Origin of the sequence: Pseudomonas sp. K2I15, assembly GCF_002204795.1 — a bacterium.
In the GTDB taxonomy this organism is placed as follows: Bacteria; Pseudomonadota; Gammaproteobacteria; order Pseudomonadales; family Pseudomonadaceae; genus Aquipseudomonas.
This window is the reverse complement of sequence record NZ_NIXO01000010.1, coordinates 26,343-38,063: the sequence shown is the minus strand read 5'-3', so window position 1 is coordinate 38,063 and position 11,721 is coordinate 26,343. Positions and strand designations below refer to the sequence as shown.

The 11,721-nt window shown below is 57.0% G+C and carries 10 protein-coding genes and 1 tRNA gene; 2 read left to right on the top strand and 9 right to left on the bottom strand.

Annotated features, from left to right (window positions below; genetic code table 11):
• Positions 1 to 350 precede the first annotated feature (350 nt).
• Together CEC48_RS09035 and CEC48_RS09030 are read left to right on the top strand one after the other, a co-directional pair.
• The gene (locus tag CEC48_RS09035) at positions 351 to 2,588 is read left to right on the top strand and encodes an EAL domain-containing protein (RefSeq protein ID WP_088423421.1); all 2,238 of its coding nucleotides are present in this window, start codon (positions 351 to 353) and stop codon (positions 2,586 to 2,588) included.
• 100 nt (positions 2,589 to 2,688) lie between these two features.
• Positions 2,689 to 3,162, top strand: a complete 474-nt coding sequence (locus tag CEC48_RS09030) for an Lrp/AsnC family transcriptional regulator (protein ID WP_088423420.1) — start codon at positions 2,689 to 2,691, stop codon at positions 3,160 to 3,162.
• A gap of 35 nt (positions 3,163 to 3,197) precedes the next feature.
• Here CEC48_RS09030 and CEC48_RS09025 read toward each other — a convergent pair whose 3' ends face one another.
• From CEC48_RS09025 to uvrY, 9 genes are all read right to left on the bottom strand, one after another.
• Positions 3,198 to 4,313 carry an FAD-binding oxidoreductase gene (locus CEC48_RS09025; protein WP_088423419.1) on the bottom strand — a complete coding sequence of 372 codons (1,116 nt, stop codon included), beginning with the start codon at positions 4,311 to 4,313 and terminating at the stop codon, positions 3,198 to 3,200.
• A gap of 13 nt (positions 4,314 to 4,326) precedes the next feature.
• Positions 4,327 to 5,034, bottom strand: coding sequence for an ABC transporter permease (locus CEC48_RS09020; RefSeq protein WP_088423418.1), 708 nt, complete (start codon positions 5,032 to 5,034; stop codon positions 4,327 to 4,329).
• Positions 5,031 to 5,726, bottom strand: a complete 696-nt coding sequence (locus tag CEC48_RS09015; protein WP_088423417.1) for an ABC transporter permease subunit — start codon at positions 5,724 to 5,726, stop codon at positions 5,031 to 5,033. Before CEC48_RS09015 ends, CEC48_RS09020 begins: the two co-directional genes overlap by 4 nt.
• Positions 5,727 to 5,778: 52 nt before the next feature.
• The gene (locus CEC48_RS09010) at positions 5,779 to 6,591 is read right to left on the bottom strand and encodes a transporter substrate-binding domain-containing protein (protein WP_088423416.1); all 813 of its coding nucleotides are present in this window, start codon (positions 6,589 to 6,591) and stop codon (positions 5,779 to 5,781) included.
• A 96-nt stretch (positions 6,592 to 6,687) separates the two neighbouring features.
• Entirely contained in the window at positions 6,688 to 8,079 is a 1,392-nt protein-coding gene (locus CEC48_RS09005) for an aminotransferase (RefSeq protein WP_088423415.1), read from the bottom strand.
• Between the two features lie 416 nt (positions 8,080 to 8,495).
• Positions 8,496 to 8,571 (bottom strand) — tRNA-Gly (locus CEC48_RS09000).
• Positions 8,572 to 8,634: 63 nt separating this feature from the next.
• Positions 8,635 to 9,195 (bottom strand): CDP-diacylglycerol--glycerol-3-phosphate 3-phosphatidyltransferase, encoded by a 561-nt coding sequence (gene pgsA, locus CEC48_RS08995; protein ID WP_088423414.1) that lies wholly within the window; start codon positions 9,193 to 9,195, stop codon positions 8,635 to 8,637.
• Between the two features lie 32 nt (positions 9,196 to 9,227).
• Positions 9,228 to 11,066, bottom strand: a complete 1,839-nt coding sequence (uvrC, locus tag CEC48_RS08990; RefSeq protein ID WP_371917751.1) for an excinuclease ABC subunit UvrC — start codon at positions 11,064 to 11,066, stop codon at positions 9,228 to 9,230.
• Between the two features lies 1 nt (position 11,067).
• Positions 11,068 to 11,709, bottom strand: coding sequence for a UvrY/SirA/GacA family response regulator transcription factor (gene uvrY / locus CEC48_RS08985; RefSeq protein ID WP_008436066.1), 642 nt, complete (start codon positions 11,707 to 11,709; stop codon positions 11,068 to 11,070).
• Positions 11,710 to 11,721 lie beyond the last annotated feature (12 nt).

Genomic DNA, 11,721 nt, shown 5'->3' with positions numbered 1-11,721 from the left:
ATGGCGCAAAAAAAAACGCGCCGAGGTAAAAAACATACTACACAACTATCTAAATAGCACTCTGCACACGCTTAAATAGGCTATCAAATAGAAAACACCTTTCAATTCCGCCTGCTAGATTGTAGCTCAAGAACGAAATAGCAACGGAATAACTACATTGCACTCATTCGAATTGATTGACAGACCGGATCAACCGCTAATGAGTGCCTCTCAACATTGCAGAGCACCCTTCAACCGCAAAAACCGAAAAAATCACACTAAGCACTTTAAAAAGTTGACATATGCTAATGTGCCATCACGCATACCAGGCCCTGACCCGGAATCACGTTGATCATTGAGGAAGTCAACACATGGACGATACTCTTAGTGATACTCGTAAAAAAGCTTTAAAACTGTTGGTAAAGGCTGCGGTGGGCTCGGCAGAATGTCAGGACGGTTGGTTAGTAGGAGGCGCGCCCGGCAATCGATGGGAAGTCATTTCACTCAAAGAGCGGGAAAATGCTCTACCTCTGGAGGCTGAAATTGAATCATGGATAAGGGGAACCGTTCGACAGGGAGACTTTACTATTTTTGATGGCGGCCCACCGCCCGAATTGTTTTATCACCTTGGCTTTTCAACGGGCGACGTGATGTTCGGCGTAGGAGTATTTGGAAAAAACAGGATACTTATCGGGGTACTGCTTATCAAAACCCCTTTTCAGAAAAACAAACTAATCGAAGCTCAGTCATTCGCATTAAAAACGCATGCCATTATTATTGCAGACATTCTGCAAGCTAACGATTGGACGACTGAAGATCACCCTGACTCTTCCATTGAACGCCTGCGCTTATTGGAGTCAGCCGTCGTTAACGCTAAAGATGGAATTCTTATTACAGAAGCAGCGCCTATTGATCAAGCCGGCCCAAAGATTGTTTACTGCAACCCCGCTTTTTTTGCCAACACCGGCTACAGTGCGGCTGAGCTAGTGGGGTTGACGCCACGCATCCTACAATGCGAAGAGACATCCAGAGAGACATTGGATCTGATTCGTTCGGCCCTGATAAACTGGCGCCCCATTGAAGTGGAACTCATCAATGCGCGTCGTGATGGCAGTCGATTTTGGGTCCAGTTAAGTATCGTACCCGTTGCGAATGAGCGAGGCTGGTTCACCCATTGGGTCTCTGTGCAACGAGACATCAGTGAACGTAAGGAAGCCGAGTTTTTGGCGAAGCAAGCTCATATAGACAGGGAAGAAAGGATCACCCTGGAAACACGCTTGCTGGAAAGGGAACGAATAGAGAAAGCGCTTTTATACGCCACGCTCCATGATGATTTAACATCGCTGCATAATCGCTCATATATCATGTCGAAGCTGTCTGAAATCTTCAACGTTCACCCTTCCAGTCATGTAGCGGCAGCCACTGTGTTGTTTCTTGACCTGGACAGGTTCAAATTCGTAAACGATAGTTTAGGGCACCGAGCTGGTGACGTATTATTAATAGCGGTCGCCCGACGTCTCGAGGCCTGCATCAGAGAAAGCGATATATTTGCCAGAGTCGGGGGAGATGAATTTGCAATATTCATAACGGGAGAGAATCAGTCGGCAGTGGCCGTAGAGCTGGCTCAACAAATTGTTAATCTTTTAAGCACACCTTTTATCGTTAACGGGCAGGCCATCTTCACGACGTGCAGCTTAGGTATTGTCACAGCCGATTCAAGCCATACATCTCCAGAGGACTTGCTACGAGACGCCGATGTAGCAATGTATACCGCAAAAAAGCAAGGCAGAGGCCGCTGGTCAGTATTTGATGCCACGATGCGCAAAGCTGCAATAGACGCCTTATTGATGCAGAATGCAATTAAGCAAGCACTGATAAACCGTGAGTTTCGTGTGGATTACCAGCCAATTTATAATGCTGCATCCGGTGAAATAAGCGGCGTTGAAGCACTGGCACGGTGGTCACATCCAGAATTAGGTCAAGTCCCCCCGGATATTTTCATTTCTGTAGCGGAAAATATCGGCATGATTAACGAGCTCGGCGGCTGGATAATGCTGCAGGCATGCCAAGACTTCAAATATTGGAAGGACACCTTTCCCGAATTGAAATTACACCTGAACGTAAATGTTTCGGGGAAAGAGCTTAATACCAACGGATATATTGCACAGGTAGAACGCACACTGGAACTGACAGGTATCGAGCCGTATGAACTCCAAATAGAAATCACGGAGTCCGTTTTCCTTCATGAACCTGAAACCACTGCAAAAACGTTAGAAACTCTCCGAACGTCAGGTATTCGAGTTGCGCTCGACGATTTCGGCACAGGCTATAGTTCGCTAATCTACATAGACCGCTATACGATCGACGCCATAAAAATTGATCGATCGTTCGTCTCCAGAATGATGTCCCACAGCAGGAGTGAGGCCATTGTCAGAAGCATTCTGTCGCTGGGGAAAACGTTAAGTCTGGCCATCACGGCTGAAGGCGTCGAGACGAACGCCCAACTGCAGGTTTTAAAAGCAATGAAGTGCCCTTTCATTCAAGGTTACTTACTTTGCATGCCTATCAATGCGCAGGAAATCACGAAACTGTTGCAATCTTCGCGTTAAGAAAAAACACCTGCCAAGGCCAAAAATTACGCAATCCTGACGCTTATAGCCCGGTTTTTGCATATAGAAACCCACCTTCTACTATCAAGAATCGCCTTCCATGCCCCTAGACCGCATTGACGCTCACCTTCTCGAGCTTCTACAAAAAAACAACCGCCTTCCCTCCGAAGATCTCGGCAAACTAATCGGCCTGTCCTCTACCGCCGTGCAACGTCGCATCAAAAAGCTAAGAAGCGACGGGGTCATAGAAGCTGACGTATCCATCGTCAAACCCAAAGCCGTCGGGCGACCCATTTCCATGTTCGTCCTGGTCACGCTGGAACGTGAACGCGCCGATATCGTCGACCGCTTCAAGCAGTCGATCCGGCAAACCCCAGAGGTGATGAACGGCTACTACGTAACGGGCGACGCCGACTTTCTGTTAGTGGTGACGGCCCGCAGCATGGAGGATTACGAGGCGTTCACCCGCAAGTTCTTCTACGAAAACGCCGACATCAAGGGTTTCAAAACGATGGTGATCATGGATCGGGTGAAAGCAGGCTTTTTCGTACCGGTGGATGTCGACGCACCCTGAAAAGGTGCGTCGAAAGAAACCCACACGCTCAGGGCTCAGGGTGGCAAGGGTGTAGTGGATAAGTGCCCAGCGGCCCAGTGCTGCAGGTGCTCCGGGGTGATTTCGTGATCGACGCAGGCGAGTACGCGCTCGCCCATGAGGGCAGAGAACTTGAACATCCCGCCGCCGCAGTTAGTGATAACGATGGCTTTGCCCTGGGGCTCAACGCGGAAGGCATCGACACCGTCTCTAACGTAGTAGCCCACTTGCATACGCTGCGGTCGATAGTCAGCGGCGTTGCGCAGGTAGGGGGCGAAATGGGCGATGACAGCGTAGCCTTCGTCCGGCTCCGAGCCGAAGCCTTCGCTGGGGGAGCCAGGGCGACGGTGGATGCCAGAGCCGAACTTGAGGCCCGTGCCTTGTACAGGCATGAGGGCGTAGTTGTCGCCCGGGCCAATGTCGGTGATGCAGGGGCCGTTGGCCCAGTGAGCGAGATGTTGCGGGGGCGCTTCGACGTAGCACACAGCCTGGCGCGCAGTGACCAGGTCGCGGTAGGCCGGCAACAGTCCGGGCAACCAGGCGCCGGCGGCGATGATGATCTGGTCGGCGTCCAAAACGCCCGTTGCGACATGTACCCGGCCACGTTCGATGTCCACCGACAACACCGCCGTGTTGGCATGCAACGCCGCGCCGTATTCGCGGCACCACGCGGCAAGGCCGAGGACGATACGATCGGCAAACAGCACCCCGCCGGTGGTGGTGTACAGGCCCTGGGCGTGAGCAGGCAGTTGCAGTTGCGGGCATAGGCGTTGGATGGCGGTCTGATCCATCCACTGGTGGTCGATGCCCATCTGCGCGAGGGTCACCCGCGACTGACTGATGTAATCGCCCTCCTCCAGGGATATGCCAAGGGTACCGGTGGCGTGGTGGTGCTGTTCGCCGAGGTCTTGCCATAGTCCGTCCCAGGCTCCGAAGGCGTCGCTGACCATCTGCGTGTAGCCGACGGAGCGGCCGTACTGGTATCGGATCAGGCGATGCTGGTCAAAGGAAGCCGAGCGCGTATTGGGGATAGCACCCTGCTCCAGCACAGTGACTCGGTGGCCGCGCAGCAAGGCGGCGCGTGCACAGGAGAGGCCGACGGCGCCGGCACCTACAATGAGTACGTGTTTCATAGCGGGGCCCTTTTCAGATACGGGTGTGGGTGGTGCGAGCCATGCCGGCACCGTTGAGTCGTCGCTCCATCAGGCGCACCAGGGTCAAAGCCAGCACGTTCAGTACCAAGTAGAAGCACGAGGCGATGGCGAAGATTTCGATAATCGCGAAGGTTTCGCTCATCAGGCGCTTGGCGTATCCAGTGATTTCCAGCACGGTGATGGTGGAGGCCAGGCTGGATTCCTTGATGACGATGGCGACTTCATTGCCATAGGCCGGAAGCGCTTGGCGGATGGCAAGGGGAAAGCGCACGCGGCGCAGCAGCGTCCACTTGGTCATGCCGCAGGCCAGGCCCGCCTCCACCTGGCCACGTGGTACCGACTGAAAGCCGCCGCGAAAGATCTCCGAGGCATAGGCCACGGTATTGAGCACCACGGCAAGCATGGCGCAGTGCAGGCTGCTGCCGATCAGCCACCAGACCACCGTGCTCTCTCGCACAAAACTCAGTTGGCCGAAGCCGTAATACAGAATGAAGATTTGCACCAACATCGGTGTGCCGCGAAAGAACGCGCTGTAGGCCGAGGTGACGCGGCTCAACAGGCGGTTGGACGACAGGCGTGCCAGCGCGAAGACGATGCCCAGCGGAAAGCCCAGGACAATCCCGAAGAGGCCGATAAGCAGAGTGACCTGTGCGCCCTTGAACAGCAGCGGCAACGCCTCGTTGAGCAGTTCCAGGTTCATTGCACCACCCCACCGAAGCCACGATTGAGCAAGCGCTCGGCGGCGCTGAAGAGGCGCTGGCTGACACCGGTAATGGCCAGGAAAACCAGCCCTGCAATCACGTAGAACAGCAAGGGATTGCGAGTCGAACCGGCCGCCATGGACGACAGCCTCATCAATTCCGCCAGACCCACCACGGAGACCAGCGACGTGTCCTTCAGGGTCATTTGCCAGACGTTGTTCATGCCCGGCAACGCGTTGCGCAGCATCAATGGGCCGATGATTTTCAGGTAGATGATGGACCGCGGCAGGGCCAGGGATTTAGCCGCTTCGATCACACCTTGCGGGATAGCCAGCAAGGCGCCGCGAAACACCTCGATGCTGTAGGCACAAGCGATCAGGCCGATGGACACCACGCCCATGATCATCGCGTAGGCATTACGCAGCGTTTCCTGGAAACCGAAGAAAGCCCCGATGGCATCCACCGCTTCCACCGAACCAAAGAACAGCAGGTAGACGACAAGCAAGCCCGGCACACTACGGATCAGCAAGCTGTAACCGTCGATGAGGCTGGACACCAGGAGCACCCGCTGCCAGCGCAACACGGCCATGGGAAGCGCCAACAGGTTGCCCAATAACATGCCGAGGATGCCGAGCAGTAGCGTGACGCCACTGCCCTGCAGAATCGACCATCCCCAACCTTGAGTGATCATTAGAGAAAGGAGATCGTTCACTGTTTCACCGCCTTATCGAACGCTGGTTCGCTCAATGCTTGCACGGCAAGGTGTAGTCCTCCTGGAACCATTTCTGGCTGACCTTGCTCAGGGTTCCGTCGTTGATCAGGGTGCACAGTGCCGTGTCGACCTTGGCTGTCAGTTCGGCATTGCCCTTGCGTATGCCGACCCCCATGCCATAGCCGAGAGTGGCCGGATCATCCGAGGAGCGAATCTTCACATCCACCCGTGCAAACTTTGCGCCGCCGGAGGTTTTGAAGAAGTCGGTCCACGTATCGGAGTCGCTGTAACCGGAGTCGAGGCGGCCGGCCTGCAAATCACCGAGCAGTTGCTCCACCGAGTCATAAGTCTTGATGTCGGCATCAGGCACATGTTTGGCCACATAGCGCGCATAGGTCGTACCGTTGACCACGCCCACCGTTTTGCCCGACAACGCCTTGATGATCTGCTCGAGGTTGGTGGCTTGCAGCGCCGGTGAGCCCTTGGCTACGACGAAGTATTGCGGTGACGAACCATAAGGAATGGAGAAATCGATTTTCTCGCGACGCGCATCGGTGATACCCAGACCGGAGATCAGTACGTCGAAGCGATTGCTCGACAGTGACGGGATCAAGGTGTTGAACGACTGCACCACAAACTTGCACTGCACTTTCAGCTGCGCACACAGCGCCTTGGCCACGTCGGCGTCATAGCCGGTGACGTTCCCCTGGGCGTCGGCCATGCTGTACATCGGCGCGTCACCCTCGGTACCCACGGTGAGTACTCCGGTAGCGGCCCAGGTGCTGGGCACCGTTGCCAGTAAAGCCAAACCACACAGAGCCGCCCGCACTATCGATGTGTTCATGTCTTTCCCCTGTACACCAGCATGATGGAATGAAGGGCAGTGTCAGCAGGCAGGTTCTCCGTCATCAGTCTGCGCTGATTACGGTTGGTGCAATGTTCAGGATTTCGCGGCGAGTTCGTCCATGACCTGGTGGATAGCCTGGCCCGTGATGTGGACCATTTCATCGATTTCGGCTTCCGTCATCACCAGTGGTGGCGCGAAACCGAGGATGTCACCGTGGGGCATGGCCCGGGCGATCAGGTTGCGGTCCCGGGCTGCCTGGGACACACGGGCACCGATCTTCAGGCCCGGGTCGAAGCGCTGGCGGGTGTGTGGATCCGCGACGAATTCGATAGCGGCCATCATACCGACGCCGCGCACTTCGCCCACGATCGGCAAGTCGGCGAACGCGTCATGCAGACGCTTTTGCAAGTAGGCGCCATGGCGTGCAGATTGCCCAGTGAGGTCTTCTTTTTCAACGATGTCGAGCACCGCATTGGCGGCGGCGGCACCCAGCGGATGACCGGAATAGGTATAGCCATGGGAGAAACTGCCGACGCGGTCGGTGGCCTCTTCCATAACCTTGTAGACTTTTTCGCTGACGAGGCACGCTGATAGCGGCACATACGCAGAGGTCAGGCCCTTGGCGACGGTGATCAGGTCGGGCTCGATGTCATAGAGATATGAACCGAACAACGCGCCTGTTCGGCCAAAGCCGGTGATCACCTCATCGGCAATCAGCAGGATGTCATACCTGCGCAACACCGCCTGAATGCGCGCCCAATAACCGGCCGGGGCCGGGATGATACCGCCGGTACCCAGCACGGGCTCGGCGATGAAAGCGCCGATGGTATCCGGGTCTTCGGCGAGGATCATCGCTTCGAGTTCGGCGGCGCGACGCTCGCTGAATGCTTCCTCGGTTTCACCCGGCACGCCGCCCCAATAGAAGTGGGGAACGCCCGTGCGCAGGATGCCGGCAATCGGCAGGTCCATATGCTCGTGGTAAAAACTCAGGCCCGTCATCGAGCCGGACACAACCGAACAACCGTGGTAACCGCGCTCACGCGCGATGATCTTTTTCTTCTTCGGCAGGCCGCGCAGGTTGTTGTAGTACCAAACAATCTTGGCCTGGGTTTCGTTGGCATCTGAGCCCGACAGACCGTAGAACACCTTGGACATCTTGCCGGGCGCCATCTTCACCAAACGGTCAGATAAGGTTGCCAGTACATCAGTGGTGTGCGAGGCGTAAGAGTGGTAATACGCCAGCTTGTAGGCCTGACGCGCAATGGCCTCGGCCACTTCGGTGCGGCCGTAGCCGACGTTGACGCAGTAAAGCCCGGCGAAGCCGTCGATGTATTCCCGGCCGGTAGAGTCGACAATTCGCACGCCCTTGCCGCTCTCCACGATCACGGGCCCACCGGAGGCGCCCGAGGCGTAGTCCTTGAGGTAGGTGAATGGGTGCAGGACGCTGTTGCGGTCCATCTCGGCGATCTTGTCAAAGTATTCCACGTGTAACTCCTGCAGGGCCGAGTACGGCGGCCGTTGGGGGTGACATCATGGTAAGGGGCTTTCAGCGCCGCCCGGCGGCTAATATTAATTTTATAACGCCGAAATACTGCCAAATACCTGGACTTGCGCAGCATTACAGCTTGATCCTTGAAACCCGCGAATGCCTCTCCAGGTTGCCAGCGGGGCCGCCATATTCCCAGTTAATAAGGAAGTTGGTCTGGTAACGCCCATCGCGCAAGAGCTCGGCGTTCACCTTCACCACATCAACGCCGCTCATGGCGCCTGAGCAAGGCAGACATTTCAACATGGCAGGTACGCGCTTCTTTAAGGTCGATTTGCGCCGGAACGAAAAAAGGACCCGAAGGTCCTGATTTCAATCGCTTACAGAATTCAGTGGAACTCTGCAGGGTTATGTTTGGAGCGGGAAACGAGACTCGAACTCGCGACCCCGACCTTGGCAAGGTCGTGCTCTACCAACTGAGCTATTCCCGCGTCTTGGTGATGCGCATTCTATAGAATCCTCATCACCCGTCAACCCCTTGATTCAAAAAAGTTTTATTTCTTTTCAACCTCGGTACGCAGATGCGGCCAGGCGGCGCGCAAATATTGCAGCATGGACCACAAGGTCAGGCCCGCCGCGATCAACAGCAAGGCGTAGCCCAGCAGTACCCAGAAGGAGAAGTCCGACGGGTTGGCCAGCAGGATGACCAAGGCAAGCATCTGCGCCGCGGTTTTCCATTTGCCCATGTTGGACACGGCCACGTGGGCACGGGCGCCGATTTCGGCCATCCATTCTCGCAGGGCCGAGACGACGATCTCGCGACCAATGATCACTGCCGCCGGCAAGGTGAGCCAGAGGTTGCCGTGTTCCTGCACCAGCAACACCAGGGCTACCGCTACCATCAGTTTGTCGGCTACCGGGTCCAGGAACGCGCCAAACGGCGTGCTCTGCTCCAGGCGGCGGGCCAGGTAACCGTCCAGCCAGTCGGTGGCAGCCGCGAAGGCGAAGACCGAACTGGATGCCAGGTAACTCCATTCGTACGGCAGGTAAAACAGCAAAATGAAAATCGGAATGAGCAGGACGCGTAGTACGGTGATCAGATTAGGGATATTCATCGGCACAACTGGCTACGAGGTGAGAAGGCATTCTACTCGCTGTGCAGATTTGCATAAATCAACTCTGCGAGCTTTTTACTGATACCGGGAGCTTTGGCTATTTCTTCGATGCTGGCACGGGACAGCTCCTGCAAGCCACCAAAATGTTTCAACAAGTCCCGCCGCCGCGTCGGCCCGACTCCCGCCACCCCTTCCAGGGTTGAGGTACGCCGGGTTTTACCACGTCGGGCACGGTGGCCGGTGATGGCGAAACGGTGGGCTTCGTCGCGGATCTGCTGAATAAGGTGCAGCGCCGGGGAGTCGCCTTTCAAGGTGAACTCATGGGCGGCATCATTCAAGTACAAGGTTTCAAAACCGGCCTTGCGGGTGGCACCCTTGGCCACGCCGAGCAGGATAAGGTCGGGCACGGCCAATTCGTTGAGCACGTCGCGGGCCATGGACAGCTGGCCCTTGCCACCATCCACCAGCAGGATATCCGGCAGCTTGCCCTCGCCTTCCTTCAGTTTGCTAAAGCGCCGGGTCAGGGCCTGGTGCATGGCGGCGTAGTCATCACCCGGGGTCACGCCCTCGATATTGTAGCGCCGGTAATCGGACTTGATCGGCCCTTCCGGCCCGAACACTACGCAGGAAGCCACGGTAGCCTCGCCGCTGGAGTGGCTGATGTCGTAGCACTCCAGGCGCTGGGGCGGTTCGTCGAGGTTGAGCACTTCGGCCAAGGCGTCAAACCGCGCGGCGACGTGCTGGCGGTTGGCCAAGCGTGCGCCCAGGGCCTGTTCGGCGTTGGTCACGGCCAGTTGCTGCCAGCGGGCACGGGTACCGCGCACGCGGTGGCTGATGTCCAGCTCGCGACCGCGCAGCCCATGAATCGCTTCGATCAGTGCCGGGAAATCCTCATGCACCACGTTGACGATCAGCTCGCTCGGCAGGTCGCGCTCGGGGCTGCTGACGTAATACTGGCCAAGGAACGCCGCCATGACTTCGGCGACCTCCTCTTCTATACCGGTCTGGGGGAAGAAGTTCTTGCTGCCCAGCACCCGGCCGCCGCGCACGCTGATCAGGTGCACACAGGCGCCGCCCGGGTTGACGAAGGCGGCGATGACGTCGACGTCGCCGGTGCCGCCCTCCATGCTCTGCTGGTCCTGCACGCGGCGCAGCAGGGAGATCTGGTCGCGCAGCTCGGCGGCGCGCTCAAAATCCAGGGTGCTGGCCGCTTGCTCCATGGCGCCGGACAGTTCATCGGCCAGGGCATTGCTGCGGCCTTCGAGGAACATCACCGAGTGACGCACGTCCTCGGCGTATTCCGCAGGCTCAACCAAGCCCACGCACGGCGCCTTGCAGCGCTTGATCTGGTATTGCAGGCACGGGCGGTTGCGGTTCTTGTAAAAGCTGTCTTCGCACTGGCGAACGAAAAACGCCTTTTGCAGCAGGCTCAGGCTCTCGCGAATGGCGCCGGCGCTGGGGTAAGGCCCGAAATACTTGCCCTTCTGCTTCTTCGCACCGCGATGGATGCTCAGGCGCGGGAAGTCGCCGTCCGAGAGAAACACGTACGGGTAGGACTTATCGTCACGCAGCAGGATGTTGTAGGGCGGCCGCCATTCCTTGATCAGCGTCTGCTCAAGCAGCAGCGCCTCGGTTTCATTGGCGGTGATGGTGGTTTCCACCTGGGCGATACGCGCCACCAGCGCCGCCGTCTTCGGCGCCAGGCCGGACTTGCGGAAGTAACTCGCCAGGCGGTTCTTCAGGTTCTTGGCTTTACCGACGTAGAGCAGGCGCGCTTCGCTGTCGAACATGCGATACACGCCGGGACGGCCACTGCAGGTTGCAAGAAATGCACTCGGGTCGAACTGGACTTTTATTTCTGGGGCTGTCATTTCAGGCGCTGGCGTCTACCATGCCGTGGCGTACCGCCAGCAGGGTCAATTCAACATCACTGCTGATGGATAGCTTTTCGAAAATCCGATAACGGTAGGTGTTGACGGTTTTCGGCGACAGGCACAGCTTGTCGGAGATCGACTGGACTTTTTGACAGCCGACAATCATCAGGGCGATCTGGATTTCCCGCTCCGACAGCGCATCGAACGGCGAGTCGCTGGTGGGCTGGAACGACTTGATCGCCAACTGCTGGGCAATCTGCGGGCTGATGTAGCGTTGGCCGGCAAACACCAGGCGAATGGCCTGGACCATTTCCGCCAGGCCCGCGCCTTTTGTCAGATAGCCGGCAGCGCCCGCTTGTAGAAGCCGTGTAGGAAACGGATCTTCCTCACACACGGTGACTACCACGACTTTGATATCCGGATGGCTGCGCAACAACTTCGTAGTGGCGCCAAGACCGCCGATCCCGGGCATCTTGACGTCCATCAAAACCACATCGGGCTTCAATTCCCGGGCCTTGATCAGGGACTCCTCCCCTGACTCGGCCTGGCCGACTACTTGCAGGCCATCGATGTCAGCCAGCATTCGTGTAATGCCTGTACGAACGAGATCATGGTCATCGACTACTAGCACCCTAATCAAGCAGACACCTCG